This is a genomic window from Arthrobacter sp. (assembly GCF_031179385.1).
Lineage (GTDB): Bacteria > Actinomycetota > Actinomycetes > Actinomycetales > Micrococcaceae > Arthrobacter_D.
Genome location: NZ_JAPSHV010000006.1, coordinates 21203 through 39835 on the forward strand (window position 1 = coordinate 21203; position 18633 = coordinate 39835).

Annotated in this window: 17 protein-coding genes; 12 read left to right on the forward strand and 5 right to left on the reverse strand. The window is 61.1% G+C overall.

The genetic code is table 11. The features are described from left to right. Window positions 1-41: 41 nt before the first annotated feature. The 4 genes from RIF85_RS02290 to RIF85_RS02305 all read left to right on the forward strand — a co-directional run bounded on the left by RIF85_RS02290 (window position 42) and on the right by RIF85_RS02305 (window position 3094). Window positions 42-647, forward strand: coding sequence for an NAD(P)H-binding protein (locus tag RIF85_RS02290; RefSeq protein ID WP_309070291.1), 606 nt, complete (start codon window positions 42-44; stop codon window positions 645-647). Between the two features lie 107 nt (window positions 648-754). Continuing rightward, a complete protein-coding gene (locus tag RIF85_RS02295) occupies window positions 755-1369 on the forward strand; it encodes a DsbA family protein (RefSeq protein WP_309070292.1) in 615 nt (204 codons plus the stop codon). 167 nt (window positions 1370-1536) lie between these two features. Then, on the forward strand, window positions 1537-2352 hold the full coding sequence (locus RIF85_RS02300; protein WP_309070293.1) for a thymidylate synthase: 816 nt from the start codon (window positions 1537-1539) through the stop codon (window positions 2350-2352). Window positions 2353-2503: 151 nt separating this feature from the next. After that, window positions 2504-3094 carry a DUF1990 domain-containing protein gene (locus RIF85_RS02305; RefSeq protein WP_309070294.1) on the forward strand — a complete coding sequence of 197 codons (591 nt, stop codon included), beginning with the start codon at window positions 2504-2506 and terminating at the stop codon, window positions 3092-3094. A gap of 123 nt (window positions 3095-3217) precedes the next feature. Here RIF85_RS02305 and RIF85_RS02310 read toward each other — a convergent pair whose 3' ends face one another. Further along, window positions 3218-4177, reverse strand: coding sequence for an AraC family transcriptional regulator (locus tag RIF85_RS02310; RefSeq protein ID WP_309070295.1), 960 nt, complete (start codon window positions 4175-4177; stop codon window positions 3218-3220). A 160-nt stretch (window positions 4178-4337) separates the two neighbouring features. Here RIF85_RS02310 and RIF85_RS02315 point away from each other — a divergent pair, with 160 nt between their 5' ends. From RIF85_RS02315 to RIF85_RS02325, 3 genes are all read left to right on the forward strand, one after another. Further along, window positions 4338-5387, forward strand: coding sequence for a carbon-nitrogen hydrolase family protein (locus RIF85_RS02315; protein WP_309070296.1), 1050 nt, complete (start codon window positions 4338-4340; stop codon window positions 5385-5387). A 395-nt stretch (window positions 5388-5782) separates the two neighbouring features. Further along, window positions 5783-6382, forward strand: coding sequence for a Shedu anti-phage system protein SduA domain-containing protein (locus RIF85_RS02320; RefSeq protein WP_309070297.1), 600 nt, complete (start codon window positions 5783-5785; stop codon window positions 6380-6382). Between the two features lie 188 nt (window positions 6383-6570). Then, window positions 6571-7359, forward strand: a complete 789-nt coding sequence (locus RIF85_RS02325) for a hypothetical protein (protein WP_309070298.1) — start codon at window positions 6571-6573, stop codon at window positions 7357-7359. Between the two features lie 40 nt (window positions 7360-7399). Here the strand turns inward: RIF85_RS02325 and RIF85_RS02330 are convergent, their stop codons facing one another. Continuing rightward, complete coding sequence (locus RIF85_RS02330) at window positions 7400-7843, reverse strand: hypothetical protein (RefSeq protein WP_309070299.1); 444 nt, start codon at window positions 7841-7843, stop codon at window positions 7400-7402. A gap of 343 nt (window positions 7844-8186) precedes the next feature. On the opposite strand from RIF85_RS02330, the gene RIF85_RS02335 reads away from it, so the two are divergent. Then, window positions 8187-8312 (forward strand): hypothetical protein, encoded by a 126-nt coding sequence (locus RIF85_RS02335; protein ID WP_309070300.1) that lies wholly within the window; start codon window positions 8187-8189, stop codon window positions 8310-8312. 62 nt (window positions 8313-8374) lie between these two features. Here RIF85_RS02335 and RIF85_RS02340 read toward each other — a convergent pair whose 3' ends face one another. Continuing rightward, window positions 8375-9343 carry a hypothetical protein gene (locus tag RIF85_RS02340; RefSeq protein WP_309070301.1) on the reverse strand — a complete coding sequence of 323 codons (969 nt, stop codon included), beginning with the start codon at window positions 9341-9343 and terminating at the stop codon, window positions 8375-8377. A gap of 761 nt (window positions 9344-10104) precedes the next feature. Next, window positions 10105-11247 carry a hypothetical protein gene (locus tag RIF85_RS02345; protein WP_309070302.1) on the reverse strand — a complete coding sequence of 381 codons (1143 nt, stop codon included), beginning with the start codon at window positions 11245-11247 and terminating at the stop codon, window positions 10105-10107. Between the two features lie 1277 nt (window positions 11248-12524). On the opposite strand from RIF85_RS02345, the gene RIF85_RS02350 reads away from it, so the two are divergent. Further along, a complete protein-coding gene (locus RIF85_RS02350) occupies window positions 12525-14003 on the forward strand; it encodes an SDR family oxidoreductase (protein ID WP_309070303.1) in 1479 nt (492 codons plus the stop codon). 85 nt (window positions 14004-14088) lie between these two features. Here RIF85_RS02350 and RIF85_RS02355 read toward each other — a convergent pair whose 3' ends face one another. Next, window positions 14089-15312, reverse strand: a complete 1224-nt coding sequence (locus RIF85_RS02355; RefSeq protein WP_309070304.1) for a multidrug effflux MFS transporter — start codon at window positions 15310-15312, stop codon at window positions 14089-14091. Window positions 15313-15570: 258 nt separating this feature from the next. Here RIF85_RS02355 and RIF85_RS02360 point away from each other — a divergent pair, with 258 nt between their 5' ends. The 3 genes from RIF85_RS02360 to RIF85_RS02370 all read left to right on the forward strand — a co-directional run bounded on the left by RIF85_RS02360 (window position 15571) and on the right by RIF85_RS02370 (window position 18633). Further along, window positions 15571-17010 (forward strand): sugar porter family MFS transporter, encoded by a 1440-nt coding sequence (locus tag RIF85_RS02360; RefSeq protein WP_309070305.1) that lies wholly within the window; start codon window positions 15571-15573, stop codon window positions 17008-17010. An 88-nt stretch (window positions 17011-17098) separates the two neighbouring features. Then, window positions 17099-17941, forward strand: a complete 843-nt coding sequence (locus tag RIF85_RS02365; RefSeq protein ID WP_309070306.1) for a phage holin family protein — start codon at window positions 17099-17101, stop codon at window positions 17939-17941. An 83-nt stretch (window positions 17942-18024) separates the two neighbouring features. Further along, a complete protein-coding gene (locus RIF85_RS02370; protein ID WP_309070307.1) occupies window positions 18025-18633 on the forward strand; it encodes a CDP-alcohol phosphatidyltransferase family protein in 609 nt (202 codons plus the stop codon).

Sequence of the window (18633 nt, forward strand, 5' to 3'; positions counted from 1 at the left end):
TCTTGGCGGAACGATCCGCTCGTTTACAAAGGAGTCTGTTCATGAAGATCGCAGTGTATGGAGCCACCGGTATGGTCGGCAGCCAGATTGTCAGCGAAGCGCTGAACCGAGGCCACGAGGTGACGGCCGTTTCCCGCCGGGGCGCAGAGGTTGCCGGCACCGAGGTTCGGGCAGCTGACCTGGCGGACGCCGCAACCTTTGCCGCTATCGCAGCAGAACACGACGCTGTCGTCCTGGCCACTGGCCCCAGCCGCACCGGCGGAGACCACGGGGAATGGCTCACCGCGATGAAGACGGCCTACTCCAACGCCACGAGCACCCGCCTGCTGGTCGTGGGCGGCGCAGGCGCACTGGAGATCAAAGGTACCCGGCTCGTTGACACTCCTGAGTTCCCCGAGGTCTATAAGGCTGAGGCCCTCACGCTCGGTGCAGCCTACGACGCCATCAGGGAAGCCCCGGCAGACCTGGACTGGACCATGCTCGCACCGGCCCCTGTTATCCAGCCCGGCGAACGCACCGGTAAGTACAACACAGCCAAGGACTCCCCGGCTGGCGACAGTATTTCCACCCAGGACTTCGCGGTGGCCATGCTCGACGAAATCGAGAACCCGGCCTACCGCAACGCCCGGTTCACCGCCGCCAACTAAAGCGGCGTACTAAACCACCTGCAGCTAAGTAGTGCCGTGCGGACAGATCAGTCTCTGGCCGCACGGCACGCTGGGCGATAGACCTCAACACCTAACAAAGGACCACCATGACTTCCACCAAACTGACTTACGTCTTCGATGCCTACTGCGGCTGGTGCTACGGTTTCGCTCCGGCATTGCACGAACTGGCCCAGGATGACGGCATCGACATTGAGGTAATAAGCGGCGGCCTCTTCAGCGGCCACCACGCCGGCCCTATCGGCGCGCTGCCGCACATCCCCGGGGCCAACGCGCGGATTGCAGCTCTTACCGGGGTTCGCTTCGGTGAAGCCTACGAAGCAGTTCTCTCAGACGGGACGCTGCACCTGGATTCCGATGACGCCGGGGCAGGGCTGGTCGCGCTGAAAGAAGCCTCGGGCGGCAAAGACCTGGCCATGGCAGCAGCCATGCAGCAAGCGTTCTACATCGACGGACTCAGCCTCTCCGACACGCGAACCTACCGCACCATCGCAACCCGTGAAGGCCTGGATCCGGACCTCGTGGAGAAGCTTTACACTCATCCCGGTACACGGGGAAGGGCGTTGTCAGAACAGGAACGCGTTGCATATCTCGGAATCCACAGCTACCCCACCCTCCTCGTGCACACGGATGGCGGGCTGGTAAAAATCGGTAGCCCGGTCTACTCCGCGGAGCAATTGCGCAAGGCGCTCAAAGACCTGTAGGAAGCACAGCTGAGGTCCTGCGCTCTTTTCCAAGGACGACGGCAGCTGTACTCCGACACCAGGCATCATCAGTTGCACCAGTTCCCAACCGTGCGTTTATTCCCGATCCCGCTCACAGGGGGACAGTCTCTCGCCCCAGTACAACTTCCGATGGGAGGGAAGTGCCGATGATCCCTACCCCTTATGAGGATCTGCTCGGAGAGGCGCTCGCGCAGGGCACCCCCAAGTCGGACCGCACCGGCACCGGCACGCGCAGCGTGTTCGGACGGCAGTTGCGGTTCGATCTCGCTCAGGGCTTTCCCCTGATCACTACCAAGCGTGTGCATTTCAAGTCCGTTGCCGTGGAACTGCTGTGGTTCCTCCGTGGGGATTCGAACGTCCAGTGGATGCAGAACCAGGGGGTGAGTATCTGGGACGAGTGGGCAGACCCTCAGGGTGAGCTTGGCCCCGTTTATGGGGTGCAGTGGCGTTCCTGGCCCGCCGCGGACGGCCAGCATATCGACCAAATCGCAGGGGTAATGGATTCGCTCAAAGCCGATCCCTACTCCCGCCGGCACATTGTCTCCTCATGGAACGTCGCTGAAATCCCCGGCATGGCCCTTCCCCCCTGCCACGCCTTCTTCCAGTTCCATGTAGAGCCAATGCCCTCCGGCCCCGACAGGCTCAGCTGCCAGCTCTACCAGCGCAGCGCAGATCTGTTCCTCGGAGTGCCGTTCAACATCGGTGCCTACTCCCTGCTTACCCAGATGATCGCCCATCAACTGGGCCTTGCAGCCGGAGAGTTCATCTGGACCGGCGGGGACTGCCACATCTATGACAACCACATCGATCAGGTCCGTGAGCAAATCTTGCGTGCCCCCTTCCCACCGCCTCGATTGTCCTTCCGCCGCCGTCCGGACACCCTTTTTGACTACTCCTTGGAAGACCTCCAGCTTCTGGACTACCGCCATCACCCACCCATAGCCGCGCCGGTCGCAGTGTGAATCAGAAGCCTTTGTATCCACTGTTGAACCGGCGGGGGAAAATACGCAGTAAAGCCAGTACCCGCGGGGCCGGAAGGCCCTGAAGTGGAACAGACGGAATCCGCCCACAACCCGGCTGGTTGGGACTAAACCTTCGAACAGGGCCTCACCAATGAGTAAAAAACAACCCCGCCCATACAATTACCCCGAACCTGGTGCAACGAAGAGGATGGACGCACCCGCCGCTCTCCTGCCGCGTGGCTACCGGGCAAGCGAAGAACGGATTCACATCGGATCCGGCCAACGGCGGTGGGAGCACGCATGGAAGGAAACACTTTCCTGGGGCATCCAACGCAAATCCGGCTATACAGTCCTACCCATTCATCCTCCGCAGCCGCACCCCGAAGCCCCCTCAGTTCCGCATGCTGCAGAACCTATCCCTGAATTGGCCAGGGAAGGGATGGAAGTCCTGCTTCAAAAGCGCTTCGGCCCACTTCGTATGAAGATGCCCGTCCGTGTCGTCTATACGATCGACGAACCTGCCCGTAAGGGATTCGCATTCGGAACCCTGAAAGGACACCCGGTCAGCGGCGAAGCCGCGTTCATAGTCCAACAAAATCCTGACGACTCGGTTTGGTTCACCCTGCGCTCACTCAGCGGTCCCGGAAAAGGCCTTTGGTTCTTCGCCTACCCTTTGGTGCTCCTGGTACGCACAGGGATCCGGAACTCCTATATCAACGCCCTTGCCGGACCAATCTCCTGAACCCGAAGAGACCGCATCCGTTCCTCGAAGAACCCCGCGGAGGTCCCTGCTGCCGTTGCTTCGAAATCTGCGCGCTTCTTGTCGCTTGACGGCTTCTCGTCCGAGGTTAGTCTGCAGATGCGGTTAGTCTGCAGATGCCAGGGGGGCAGCTTCCAGTGCGGCCGTGAGTGGCCATTGGGTGGGAGTGCACTGGTAGACGCGTGTAAAAGCCCGGACGAAGGTGGATGTGTCGCGGAATCCGCACGCGATCGCGATGGTTCCCACGCTCTGGCGGGTTTGTGCCCTCGCAGCGAGGAGGGCGGTAGCGCGTTCCATGCGGCGTCGCCGTACGTACGCCGCCGGCGTTTCCCCAATCGCCGCGAAGACTTCGTGGAGCTTGCGGACGGAGACGTTCTCTGCGCTGGCCAGTCGTTCCACCGAAAGGTTTGGGTCAGCGAGATATTGCCTGATGTACCCCTTCGCGGATTCCAATAAGGTCTCATCATCGCTCCAGGAGGTTTGCTGGAGTCCCGCGAAAGAGCGCAGGGCGAGCGAGAGTAAGTCAGTACTGATGTGCCCTAACTCCTCTCGGGCACGGTCATCCATGGGGCCGCGGCCAGCCACCAATCCAGCAGCGTACCCGGTGAAAGCGGCCATGCCGGGGACGGATTGATCGATTGTCCGACCGCAAAGGTCGGTGACGAGCCGGTCCTTCAATCCCAAATGTCGGCGTGGAACGCGAAGGACGATCAGGTCCTGCCCTGATTGCGGCTGGTCCAGCAGATATGGATGGTTTGTTTCGTAAAGGGCTGCCGTTCCAGGTACCAGAACAGCAGTTCGGCCGTGCTGCTGGACGGCCCCGGTCGACTGCAGCTGCAGCGATATGAGAATGTCGTCACCATCATTCCGGCGGGCCAAACGTTCGGGACGCTCCACCCGCAAAGGCCCCGACTGGACCCGTGCCAGAGATACCCCGCCGGACAGGGCGACGGACTCAAGATGTGCGACGAAACCGGGTTCGGAGGCTGTGCACAGCAGCGGTACGAACGCCCGGCTCGCTGCATCCTGCCAAGCCGAAACATCAGTAACGGTCACGTCCGTCATTGCGTCCCTCCGACTCCCCAGCACGAGCACGAGCACCTACTTCAGCAGGAGAAGCCTGAACCTGCAGGAATAGTCGATGAGCCTGCAGGAATTGTCAACGTATGTAAGTGATCTCCGTCATAAATTTGGAAGCACCATCTAAGCATAACGAGGAGTATTGATGAGCGAGAAGGTGCGGGTTGCTGCCGTTCAGGCCGAGCCGGTTTGGCTGGACATTGACGGGACGACGGAAAAGACCGTCCAGTTGATTGCCGAGGCCGCAGCCGGGGGAGCCGACTTGGTCGCGTTCCCGGAGACATGGATTCCCGGCTACCCCGTGTTCCTCTGGTCCTACCCGGTGTACGAGCAGATGGAGTTCGTCGCCCGGTACCACGCCAATTCACCCACCATCGACGGACCTCAGATAGTCAAGATCCGAGAGGCGGCTCGGCGGCACTCCATCACGGTCATCGTGGGTTTCAGCGAGAAAGACGGCGGTTCGCTGTACATGTCCCAGGCGATCATTGGCCCCGACGGGGAGATCGTCCTGCATCGCAGGAAGCTCAAGCCCACGCACGCCGAGCGCACCCTCTTTGGGGAGAGCGACGGCAGCGGCATCAAAGTCGTCGACACCCCCCTCGGCCGGTTGGGAGCACTGAACTGCTTCGAGCACCTCCAGCCGCTGACGAAGTACGCCATGTACGCGCAGAACGAGCAGATCCACGTCGCCGGCTGGCCCTGCCTCGGGATCCTGGGCAACGTGCCGGCCCTGAGCCCGGAGTCCATCATGGCCTGCTCACAGACCTACGCGCTGGAGGGAAGCACCTTCGTCATCACCGCCTCCCAGATCATGTCCGATGACGGGGCCCGCAAATTCCCGACGGCCGATGGAGGACCCACACCGGTCTACACCGGCGGCGGAGGCTATGCGCGCGTCTACGGACCGCACTCGGGTCTCATCACTGAACCGCTGGACCCCGCGGAGGAAGGTATCGTCTACGCTGACATTGATTTAGCGGACATCGACCTGGCCAAGAACACCGTCGATCCCGCTGGCCATTACGCCCGCCCAGACGTTACCCGGCTGGTCTTCGACGACAGCGCGCGTACACCGGTCATCCGTCCCGGCGCCATGCCGAAGGTACCGGTCGAGGCAGCGGAACCGGAACCGGCCGACGCCGAGATTGGATGGGACGGCGCAATTGAGACAGGAGATGTCTCGCGTGCGTGAGGCCCGGACCGCAGACCGGATTGCATTCCTAGGATCAGCGGCGGCCGCGGACGCCCGCGCCGCCCGTGGACGCCGCAGTCACATAGCTTTCTGCAGCCCTACAGGACAATAACGGAACTGGGGCGTGGAGTGCAGTAGGAGCTCGCCCAGCCGAACGCCGTCCAACGTGTCGAAGATGGACAATCTGGCGAGCCGAACGCTCCCGTCTATGGCACACAAGCCTTTGGCGGCATCATAGAGAGCCCTCAGTATCCATCTTGGGGAACCGTTTCCGTGACGTCGTATCTGCCCCTGCAAAGCCGAACAGTAATCGGGTTATTTCTAGCATCGGCGAAGACGGTCGTGTGCATTTTCGAGGCAGGCCCGCCGGACGTGCCTGGCCCAACAATTTGGTCATGGTTGAGCCGGTAGGGTCCCCTCAGCATGCTGAAGCTGCGGCTGCCGTTGATGCCGCGCTGCGTAACGCCTCTTCTTATAGCTCAATTAGCCACGAGAGGTTTCTGGCGCTTGAGGAGTTCGCGCTACAGAAGAATGCTCCAGAGCCTGAAGCAGTCCGCGCGTTGGAGGAGCTTTCAGAGTCCGGGGAGAAAATGGAAGCACCGTTCCAGAAGCTGCTGGAGATGTATCCTGCATTGCTTGCTTCCACGGTCATGGGTGGTTGGAAGACGTTTATCATCCCTCAGAAGCGTCTCGGATCGGAGTACATTCCTGATTTCCTGGTACTGGGAGTCAACAGCATTGGTCCCCAGTGGGTTACGGTCGACATCGAGGCTGCAAGACACTCGATAGTAAACAATGACGGGACCTTGTCCGGCGCGACGAGGCACGGTGTGAAGCAAATCCAAGACTGGCGAGACTGGATGATGACCAACGTGACCTACGCCCAGACTGAGCTTGGTTTGCACGGGAGAACGAACAGGGCTCCTGGCTTGGTCATCATCGGACGAGACATCCCATCATTCAGTAGGCAGCCGGCACGTGCTCAGTCTGTGTAGACAGGGTCTACGCGCATGAGCGGTCTAGAAACCCGCTGTAACGCCGTCAAATGTGGTGGGTAACCATAAAGCGGTGCGAGGCTCTGCGGACTGCGGGCATGAAGGGATTGAACCTAACAGGTCGACACATCTCGATGGCTGTGAAGGCACGGGACGATTCAACCACCTACGAGGGGATATATAACCGGATGAGCGACAACACCGCAGCGTATTACAGTCACTTTAAATCCCGTGAACCCGAACTTGAGGGGTGGAGGGTCCGTGCAGGTAGGCAAGAGTATCCGCAGGAGGGTAGCGAGCTTCATCAGGACGATGCTGTCTTCGAGGCCCATCCCATCAGCGAGGCGGCACGCATTTGCTTGGTCTCGGCCGGTGAGCATCTTCGCCTCGCCTGGACAGCCATCAAAGCAAGAGAGGTTTACCCGATAGCGCATTACACCACTCTGCGTGGCGCCTTACTGGCAGGGTCCCAGGCCGTTCACATTTTAGGACCGGACGATGCTGAGATCCGCAGGGGTCGCGGACTGGTTGCGATCGCTGAATCGTATAAGCGTTCCAGACAGTTCCACGAAGAGACTCTGAAATCTCCAGGCCTTACAGGTGATGAGCAGAGACGAGTCCGGGCGCAGATGGAATGGCTTACAGGTCGGATGGAAGAAGCTCGACGGGCTGGTGGGGACGAATCTCTGAATGTTTCAGATGCGGTAATCCCATATGCCGCCGAGGTGACCTACAGGACGAACGCTGACTTGCAGAACGAGGTGAATCTCTTGTGGCGCCAAATGAGTGGAGACGCTCACGCTTTGACTTGGGCTTTGGCTCAGCGAGCTGTATTTCAATCACCTGTAAAGGGGCAGTTGCTCAGCACGGGCGTCGCAGGAGGATCCTTGGAAGAAATCGCTCAGCCTTTCGAGGCGTCATTCCAAATCTTGAAGCGAGGATGGGCACTCTACGATCGCCGCTGCGAAACGCCATAACAAAGCGGAATTCCGAACGCCGAACCCAACCCGACGACAATTACGCGACTCCTGTGACCTGCCGGTCTCCCCTCGGCCGTTGACGGAGTACCTGCGCGCGGAACGATCTGTCGTCTCGGATCCTGGCCGTAGCCCACCGGTGATTGCCATCGACGAGGACGATCCTGCCATCACAAAGCTGAACCGCAAGGGGACCAAGGGCACCCCACGATGAAGGAGCCTCATCATAAGTCCGCTCAGGCCCTGCTATATAGAACTCCAAGACATCCCGTCGCAGCATCCCCTGAATACTCGCGTTGATATCCGACAACAGAACATCTTCTTGTGCATCAAGCTCAAGTAGTCCGTAATGCCATTCCCGAAGCAAGGCTGTGGCTTCGGCGTCATCGTCAACGGATGCCTGCGGCAGTCCGAATTCCTCAGTGGATATGTAGTGAAAACCTTCATCCTCATCCCACTGACCCATGAGACGGATATCGCTCATACGAACCCCTCGCCTTGTCCAATACGGGCCTGAAAGCTTTATGAATCCACACACCATAAATCCACACGATTATGTCAGCTATGTCGTGGGGTTGCGTGCGAGACTCGGGTTGGAGCATCGCTGGTGGTACCGCGATTGCCGGAAATGCAGAGTGACACGCCCCAACCACTGCAGTATGGCAATTGACGCAGTTTCCGCGTCACACGCTTGTTGCTTATAGCTCAAATCTCTTCGACTATTGCACTTGGCGCTATGGTCGAACCCTGGATTTGCTCCCTCGACGGTGGCCAGCAAGTTTGCCGCGTTGGGTTCTGGAGGTGGGGGATTACACCGGGATTCATTCGTGGCTGACGGCCTCGTCCTGTACACCGTTGTTCGTTCGCAGACGGTGGAGGTGCTCTTCGCCGATATTCGGCCGATGGATGCCGTTGCATTCCACCACGGTGTCTCGGGCACGGAGGACCCGTAGGGCTTCTTCAGCGTGGCTGAGTGAGGTGCCCCAGAGGCCAGCGCGCATTGGAAGCTTTCCCCTCACCACGAGAAGCGGGGGGTTCGAGCCGAGCGGACCTCGCGAAAGGCATGAAACGGATTCTCGGAGTCAGTGATTTCAGATATCTCTTCCGGTGAGAACCGGGGGACGTGGGTATCGAACCGGAGTATGTCGCCTTCGATGATGAGCGTTGCGTATCCCTGTTCATCCCGGAAATCCGGATCAATCTCGTCCCTGACGATGTCGCTGAACAGGTTCACGTATCGGGTCAGCTCTAGGATGATATCGGCGAGATATTGGCGGCATTCTTTGTATTCGTTGAGGAGTGATTCATAAAGCGCCTCGTCCCAGAAGGGAATCTTATAGAAGGCTTCGAAGCGGAGACGCTCGCCGCTGCGGTCAGGATCGGCATGTTGAGAAAACGTGCTCAGCAGCTCATTTATGAAGCGCCCGATCGTCTCGATGATTCTGCGCAGGTCATCATGGCCTTTCGGCCACTGCCGTGTGGCAATCCAATGCAAGCAGGCACGTAGCCGTTCTTCGGTTGAGACAGCCATGCTTGCTTCTCCGCCGCTGAGTACAGAGCTGACATCCTGGTGCCATGTATCCAAGCTCAACCTGGCCGTCAGACTATCGACTAGGGCAGCCCACTTTTCATCTGCGGAATTGGACACGGCCCCGAGGGTTGTTCGCACCCATGCCTCGTGCTGTGCCTTCATTTCCAACAGGAAACCAACGGAGAAGTCCTCCGGGGCCTTGTCTATCAGTGCATGGTCAGTTGGACAGAGAAGTATAAGATTGCTGTACTCGTCGCGCTGCGCTGGCGATAATGGGGAGTCACCGCGGGGCCCATCGGGGCTCTTAGCCACAATGTGAGCCTCTTCGCCTACCAGAACGGCGTCGCCATTGAAGTCGTACTGGTGGGCCAGCGTTCTACGGCACGAAGGCATCGCGCAATGGCTGGCCGCGCGACCCCAAAGCAATTTTCGGGACAGAGTGGATATAGCCATTGGGGTGTCCTTTCAGGCTGACATGTGGTCTGGTTCAGTCCAAGATCCGGTCAAGCGTTCTTTCCGATGGACGCCAGGCCGCCGGTGAGTTTTCTCAGGTTAGTAGATTCTGAGTCCTACGCCTGACCACCCCAGATGCGAGGCACGCCGACGTTCATCCATACCGTGCCCGCGACTGTGGCATCCAGCGTCCTCCTAACTGCCGGCCGCCCTGGACGAGAAATCGGGAAGGTTCGAAGCTTCTCGCGGTCGTACGACTGGCGCAGCCACCGCTTGCGTCACCCCGAGATGCTCGTAGGTCTCCGAAAATCAAATGCACCAAAGTGCGCGTTCGGTAACACCTTGCCTTGAATTGTATGGGGAGGGAGGACATTCTCCGCTCAAGCGCTGCCGCCCTACGTGGCTGGGCATAGATGAAGTGGACGGCAGCAGCCCTGACGGTTTGCTCTTGGCTCCATCAGACCGCACGCGACTCGTAGGCAAGAATTACGGGCTGCGTACGCTGCCGGACCTTGAGTTGATGAGCATGCGGCTGACGTAGGTGCAGATGGTGGCAGGGCTCAAGTGCAGTTCAGCGTCGAAGTCCACAACATAATGTCAGTTATATTGTGGGCTTTGAGGCCCACGCACGATTCCTTCGTCCGCCTGCCGCCCCTGTACGGCTGGTTATAACGGCCAACCCCTACAACAGCTGACAGACAAGAGCCCCACCGGTTTATCTCGGTGGGGCTCTTGTTATTGGTGCTTCTCTACTCAGGGATTTAGAACACAGGCTCCAGCGCCCAGTCATACACAGATCGGCCGCTGAGGAAGCGCCATTCAGCGCGGCACTTGTCACATTCGATCCAGTGACCGTGCTCGCGGAATCCCGGGATGTTGTCGTGCTCTTCGACGATCCGTCCGTCACCACAGGGGCACCGGTATTCACGGCGCTCCATGTTCCCGCGCCCGGCCCCGTAGCCGCCGACTTCCTCCACCTGGCCGCTGGTGCCGATCGTGCGGATGCCGGGCGACGGCGACATCCTGCTCAGCCATTCACCGATCACCTCTCGTGCTGCGTCCCATGCTCCGGAGGAGTGCGAGAGCTCGTTGAGGAGAAGCACCAGCTCATCGGGGGTGCGTGCGATGCGGTGCGCACTGGTCCGAATTCCCTCAGCGTAGTCGCTGGCGAAATCGCCGATTGGTTCATCCCGGTCAGCCTGCGCGATCAGCCAGTCGTGGAACGGAGCCGGATCTTCCACCGCGGGAGCCGGCCGGACCCAGCGGTCTGCAACCGGTTCGCCTGCGGCACACTGCGCCAGGGCTGTTCGCAGGTGCTCGTATCCGGGCGGGCGATAGTGATGTCCCTGTGGCCGTTCGAGTCCGGCACGCACCATCCTGTACACGTAGTCGTGCTCATGTTCTGGGATCCCGATTCGAAGGTTCGGGCCGCCGTCGCTGTTATATTCGGCGATGGGAAGACCCAACGCCGCTGCGGCCCAGATCAGCCGGCCGTTGGTCACGTAGTGGGCTGGGGTTCCCTTCAGGAAGGCTTCCGCGGTGTGCTTCAGCGAATAGCTGCCGATCTCGGGGGACTCTGTGCCCGGCAGGGGAGTGAACATGCGAAGCATCTCAGTGATGAGAGCCAGCTGGACGTAGTCGTCTTTGTGGTTGAAGCGCCACTGCGTATCAGCGTTGAAACCATTTTCGCCGAGGACGAAATCGTCGCCTACCTGGCCGACCATGGCGTGATCATCGAGGGTGGCGATCAGGTGTCGCGCGCTGATTCGGTCGCCGAGGAGGCCCTGGGCGAGAGGGTCTTGCATCTGCCGCATCGCGGCGGTGTAGTTGCATCCCGTGAAGTGAGCCCAGGCGCGAGCATCCTGCTGCAGGCCGCGGCTGTGGGTGTGGTTGTCGGACGTCATCTCTATCTCTGTTCTGGGCGTTGTAACCCACGCGTACGAGCCCTTGCGACATGAGAGAGATCTCTGACTGACAGGGGTGAATCACTGGATCGGTAACCGTTGTCCTCATTGTCGTTGTCGCGTGGGGACTCGGACTCGGAGAGGGGCAGACCAGCCTGCCCGCTAGAAGCATAGCCAGAAGTCACTGGTGTGTCCATGGGTTGAACCGATGGCGGTCGTGACGTCGATGATCGGACATCAGGCCGGATGATCCAGACCCGTCGCGGTTTTTTGAAGTAGCCGCACACATAGAGGTGTACGAAGCAGATTCCTTCCCCTTTGGAGCGACATGACCCCTCGACACCGCAATCACAACCCTCCTCAGCGAGTACGACTACCTCGACGGAGTCCTCACAGCGCCGGCTACCGGCCGGCGGGCCATAGCCATGGAGCGTGTCACCGGCGCGATTTTCAGGGCGATCACGGACTAGCTTGATCCCTATGGCATCGACGACCTCGCCGAGCAGATCGCGGACAAGACGCTGTCCTGCTCATTGTTCCTCTCCAGGGGCAATGCTCGACTTCCGGGAGGCGGCAGTTCAGCACGGCTGCAGCCTGGCCAGTTACCGGGACAGGCTGCACCGGATCCTGCTGGAAATCGGAGACTCCTTCCAGCAGGACCTGTTCGATCACCTCGAAAGCCTCGACCATGTTCAGCAGCCAAACGCTTCAAATCGGCCTTCGAGTCGACGTTCCTCGTCGCCCAGATGCTGACGACCATCATCGTTGTGAACAAGTACTTGTCATCGGATGTAGGAGCCCGTCTCGCCTTACGCATGAATAAGTGCTTGCACGGATCGTCTCGTTCGCGATCATGACCGCATCAACCTATTCGCCGGAACGCTTGTCTACGTTGCCCTCCGTCTGACCTTCACCGTAATCAAACTGTGCTCGGAATTGATCAGCACTTTGAACCATGTCTACCCCCTGTGCCAATGAGACACGCTTCAGGTCAGCGCACCCACCGGAAACCCACCGGAATGGATGCAAAACGATGAAAAGGTATGAACGGGTAGAATCATGGTTGAAGGCGGCTCAGCGCGGATTTCAGCGGGTTATGCAACCCACCGAAAACCATTGATAAGGCCCATCAGATAATCGAAGGGTTACTGGTTCAAGTCCAGTCGGGGGAGCAAATAGGCTCCTGACCTGCGGTTTCGCCGGTCAGGAGCCTTTCTTCTCGTGCAGGGTTTCCGCGGTCCGGGCCAACGCCCAGATCCGCGACGTAGGGTTGGCGAATGACTGACTCCGATCTCATTCTCGTCACCGGCTCCACCGGATATATCGGCGGACGTCTGGTCTCCCGCCTCGTTGCCGAGGGCCGGAAGGTTCGGGTGGTGGTTCGCACGCCGCAGAAGCTGCTGGACGTGCCCTGGGCCGGGAAAGTCGAGGTGATTGAAGGTGATCTTCAGGACCCCGAAACCATGCGGCGTGCCTGCGAGGGAGTCACCAGCCTCTACTACCTGGTGCACTCCATGGGCTCAGGTCGCGGTTTCGAGCGACGTGAGGCTGAGATTGTGGCTACCGTCGCCGAGGCCGCGGCACAGGCCGGGATACGGCGCATCATCTACCTTGGGGGTTTGCATCCGCAGGATGTGAAGCTGTCCACACACATGCGCTCCCGGGTCGCTGTGGGCGAGGCGTTGCTGGCGTCCGGCGTGCCCACCGTCGCGTTCCAGGCCGGCGTCGTCATCGGGTCAGGCTCAGCCTCGTTCGAAATGATCCGGCATCTATCGGACGTGCTACCCGTCATGCCCGCGCCCAAGTGGGTCCTGAACCGCATCGAACCGATCGCCGTGCGTGATGTTATTCACTACCTGCTCGGCGCCCTGGACCTTCCGGAAGGACTCAATCGAACCTTCGACCTCGGCTCCGGTGACGTCCTGACCTATGCCGACATGATGAAGCGCTACGCGGAGGCCGCCGGCCTGCCACGCCGGACGGTACTGGCGCTGCCTGTCCTGACCCCTCGTCTGGCTGGACACTGGGTGAACCTGGTCACACCCATTCCGCGGGCCATGGCGATGCCGCTGATCGAATCCCTCCAGCACGACGCCGTCACGGCCGAGGCGGATATCCATCACTACCTGCCACAGCCGGAAGGCGGGCTCACCGACTATCGCAGCGCCGTCGACCTCGCCCTCAACAAAATGAGCGCCGGCGAAGTGGAAACGAGCTGGGCGGGTGCTTCCCAGCAGGACGCTGTAGCCGACCCTCTTCCGTCCGATCCGCAGTGGGCCGGACACACGGTTTTCAAGGATGAGCGCACCTTCCGCTCAAGTGCTCCTGCTCCGGCAGTCTGGAAGGTGATCGAGGGTATCGGCGGGGAGAACGGATGGTACTCCTGGCCTGTCGCCTGGGCAGCCCGTGGCTGGCTCGACAAGATCGCGGGCGGAGTAGGCCTGCGCCGTGGGCGCCGGCACTCCTCCGAGCTGATGGCAGGGGAAGCCCTGGACTTCTGGCGGGTGGAGGAACTGGTGCGCGGCGAAAAACTCCGCCTGCGGGCAGAGATGAAGCTTCCCGGGAGGGCGTGGCTGGAGCTCTCGGTAGTGCCCGACGGCGGTGCCAGCGAATACCGCCAGCGCGCCATTTTCTTTCCCCGCGGACTCGCCGGCAGGCTGTACTGGCTCAGCGTGCTGCCGTTCCACGGCGTCGTCTTCGACTCAATGGCGCGAAACATCACCCGCACGGCGGAGAGGACACACCAACAGGGGTGAGAGCCCGGGGGCCCGGTTTCCTTTCCTGGTTGTGCCTTGTCCTGGTTGTGCTGGCTGGTTGCGCTGTCCTGATCGTGCCGGCTGGTCAGTGGATGGAGGGAACGGTCCGCGGCCGCACGATCGCCCAGAGGAATACGATCCCGAGCGCGATGCAGGCAGCCATCACCGCAGCCATAGGCGTGGCGGATGCGATGCCGAGTACGCCCACGATCGGCGAGATGATGCCTGCAAGTCCGAAGGTTGTCGCTCCAAGGAGTGAAGCCGCAGTGCCGGCCTGGGCGCCGTGGTTGGCCAACGCCAGCACCTGGACGCACGGGAAGGTGAACCCCGCGGCTGCGATGTAGAACCAGAGCGGAACGGCGGTTCCCCAGAAGCCGAAGTCCAGGAAGTCGAAGAGGATTATGAGCAGGGCCATCCCAAGCATGACCACGGTAGAGCAGGCGATGATCCACTGCGGCCCCACCCGCCGGACCACACGGGCACTGGTCTGAACGGCCGCCACGATGCCGAGCGAGTTCACGGCGAAAAGCAGGCCGTACTGCTGCGGGTCAAGGCCGTACACATCCTGGAACAGGAATGGTGACGCTGAAAGGTATGAGAACAGTCCGGCGAAGTTCATGCCGCCGACCAGCAGGATGCCGATGAAGACCCTGTCGCTCAAGACGGCCCGGTAGCGCTGCACGGCCGTCGAGGACGACGCCTTCCGGCGGTCGGCCGGCAGCGTCTCGATGATGAATGACGAGACGGCGAGGATCACCAGGAATCCGTAGGCTGCCAGGAACCAGAAGATTCCGGGCCAGGGCATGACCACCAGGAGCTGGGATCCGATCACGGGCGCGAAGATCGGTGCCATGCCGTTGACCAGCGCCATGTAGGAAAGCATGCGCACCAGCGGGTAGCCGCTGAACAGGTCGCGGATCATTGCCATTGCCACCACGCCGCCGCCGGCAGCGCCCATTCCCTGCAGTACCCGGAAGACCATGAGCATCCCGATATCGGTGGACAGGGCAGCACCGAGGGAAGCAAGAACATGGAGGCTGGTGGCGGCAATGAGCGGAAGGCGCCGACCGACCTTGTCGCTCAGCGGGCCCACGATGAGCTGTCCCACCGCGAAGCCTACGATGGTTCCGGTCAGGGTCAGCTGTACCGCTGCCTCGGTGACTCCGAGGTCGTCCTGCAGCGCCGGGAATGCCGGCAGGTACAGATCGATGGTGAAGGGGCCCAGGGCTGTCAGCGTGCCGAGAATGACAACGTAGATCAGCTTCTGACGCCGGGTGAGGGAATCTCCCGGGTGCGTGATGGTACTCAACAGTTACCTAACTGGCATGTGTGCGGATGCGGGGGGAAGTCGCACTGCGACGCTGCAGACGGGACGTGGTGAGCGCCGGCGAACCCAGATAGTGGTTGCCATGGCGAATCATTAACCATCTTAGAGCCCCCGCGCAACCTCGCACAGTCCCCCCGGCGCGGGAAACTTCGGTCCGTTGCTCAGCAGGCTTGGCTCTGACGTAGGGTGAAATGCAGCCCGGAGGGCGGACACATTGATCGAGGGGTCGGGAGAAGCGGCGTGAAGGCCAGGGATCGGAAGTACAACGAGCCGTCGGGCGGGGTACAGCCGCACATGGGGAAGGTCATCGGGGTCAGCGTGGCTGCCGCGGTAGGCGGCCTCCTCTTCGGCTTCGACACTGCCGTGGTGAACGGAGCAGTCGACGCGATTCAGGAGGACTTCGGTCTGGGAGAAGCGATCCTCGGGTTCACTGTTGCGATCACCCTCCTCGGTTGCGCAGCCGGTGCCTGGTTCGCCGGTGAACTCGCTGACCGCCTCGGACGCAAGCGTGTGATGTTCGGCGCAGCGATCCTCTTCCTGGTCAACTCGGTCGGCTCGGGATTCGCAGTCAGTGAATGGGATCTGATGTTCTGGCGGCTCGTCGGCGGAGTTGCGATCGGTGTCGCATCCGTCATCGCGCCTGGCTATATCGCCGAGATCGCCCCGGCACGGTGGCGCGGAGGCCTGGCCTCCATCCAGCAGCTTGCCATCACGGTCGGAATCTTCGCCGCACTGCTGTCGGACGCCTGGCTTGCCGATATGGCCGGGGGAGCAACCGGAGAACTGTGGTGGGGACTGCCTGCGTGGCGCTGGATGCTGCTGGTCGGCGTCGTACCGGCGATTATCTACGGCGTCCTTGCGCTCACCATTCCGGAGTCTCCCCACTACCTGATCCGCGGTGGACGGGACGCGGAAGCTGCGCAGGTGCTCTCGCGGGTGACCGGGATCAGGGACACGTCTGCCAAGCTGACGGAGATCCGTTCGACGCTGAGGGTGGAAGACAAGACCAGCCTGCGGGACCTTCGCGGATCGGCCCTCGGCCTGCAGCCGATTCTCTGGGTGGGCATGATCGTCGCCGCCCTGCAACAGCTCGTGGGCATCAACGCCATCTTCTACTACTCCACAACGTTGTGGCAGTCGGTCGGCTTCAGCGAGAGTGATTCCTTCACGACGTCGGTCATCACTTCCATCATCAACGTCGCCATGACGTTCGTTGCCATCTTCTTTGTCGACAGGATCGGCCGGCGAAAGCTGCTGCTGGTCGGTTCAGCCGGCATGTTCGTCGGCCTGCTCGCAGCAACCGTGTCCTTCGCGCAGGCCACGGGCGGCGGAGAAGATGTCTCCCTGCCGGGAATGTGGGGACCTGTAGCCCTCGTCGGCGCCAACCTGTTCGTGATCTTCTTCGCCGCGACCTGGGGGCCGGTCATGTGGGTGACACTCGGAGAAATGTTCCCGAACAAGGTCCGGTCCATCGCCCTCGGTGTGGCGACGATGGTGAACTGGATCTTCAACTTCATCGTGACACTGGCCTTCCCATGGGTCAGCGAGAATCTCGGCGTGTGGATCATGTACGCGGTTTTCACCGTCTTCGCGGTGGTCTCCTTCTGGTTCGTCAAGACCCAGCTCGAGGAATATGCGGGCCGTGAGCTGGAGGATCGCGACGAACTCGTCGCACGCTGATGTGCTGTGAGTTGCGGTGAATCGAGCCTGTTCGGGCGAGAAATATGCGTCGGTGGTAATTTTGCTAGCAGATGCGCAGGATGAACGGATGGGAGCACGGCAGATGGAGAGCTCGACCAGCACGCGGGTGAATCGATCGGGCGGCACGCCGTCGATAATTGGCCTGATCAGATTGCTGCTGCGGCTGACCCCGCGCCAGCTTGGCGACGAAGTGTCGCTCGCCCGCGAGCAGATGAAGCAGAAGGGGATCAAGGCCGGTGTCGCAGCGGCTTTTTTCGTGGTTGCCCTCCTCTTCCTCGCAGCCCTCGCAGTGGCCCTCATCGTTGCCGCCATCATGGGCCTGGCCACGGTCATGCCGGCCTGGCTCGCGGCGCTGTGCTTCGCTGCGCTGTTCCTTATCATTGCGGCGATCGCGGGGCTGATGGGCCTGTCACGGTTCAAGAAGGCGATGCCGCTCCTGCCTGAAGATGCCATCCGCGGGGTCAAGTACGACATCGGCGTGCTCAAGGAAGGGCGCAGGTTCAATCCCGCAACGCTCGACGTCAAGAAGCCTGCCGAAGAGAAGAAGCCCAAGCACAAGGAGTCCGGCGAGCCAAAGCGGCCGGCACCGTCCTACGCGGAGCTGCGCAGCCGTTCAGGACGCCGCCGCGACCACATCGCGGAAACGCGGGACGATCTCAGCCGGGGACTGGACTTCAAGTCGCAGATCAATCGCACCACCTCGAAGGCACGCACAGCTGCTGCGCATGCCAAGTCGTCAGCGGTTCAGGCACGGGACTCCCGGCGTACCCACAACAGTTCGTCGCCGCGGGCAGTGCACGTTCCTGCCCGCCACAACCAGACACTCGCAGACCGCTGGAAGCCCCTCAGCGTCGTCGCCGCGTCTGCTGCCGCTATCGCTGTGATGGTGCGCCGGCTCGTCGCCAAGTAGGCCTTGCACCTCCTGCTTGCGCGAACCCGCCGACCGTTGCCGGCTAATCGCGCCCCTGCCTGCATAATGGGAGCGGAGGGACAGTGATCAGACTTATAGGCGCCGGGGGGAAGCCTGGGCGGACTCCTGCCGAGTTGAACACGTTCTGGACTGCGCCGAATATCATCACCGTGGTCCGTTTTCTCGGTGTCCCGCTCTTCGTGATGTTCATCGTGCAGCAACGGTACGGCGCCGCCGTCATCACCCTCGTGCTCCTTGGTTCAACAGACTGGATCGACGGCTACGTGGCCCGCCAGTTCGGCCAGGTCTCGTCAGTCGGCAAGTGGCTCGATCCGCTTGCGGACAGGACTGCGCTGATTGTCGTCGCCGTGACGTTCGTCGTGGACGGCGTTGCACCGGCCTGGCTGGTGTGGGCCATAGTGATTCCAGACGCCATTCTCATCATCAATGCCTTGATTCTGTTCCGCGGCCGCTTGTCCCTGCCGGTGAGCAATATCGGCAAGATCAGGACTGCGCTGCTGCTGGTGGGATCCCCGCTCCTGCTGCTGCAGCGGGTCGATGGCTTCAACGAGCCGTGGCTGGAGATCACCGCCAACACACTGCTGATTCTGGGGTGCATCGGCCACCTTATTGCTTTTTACGGGTACTTCACGGCGGCGCATCGGAAGTACCGGTTGGAGCAGAGCGCATGA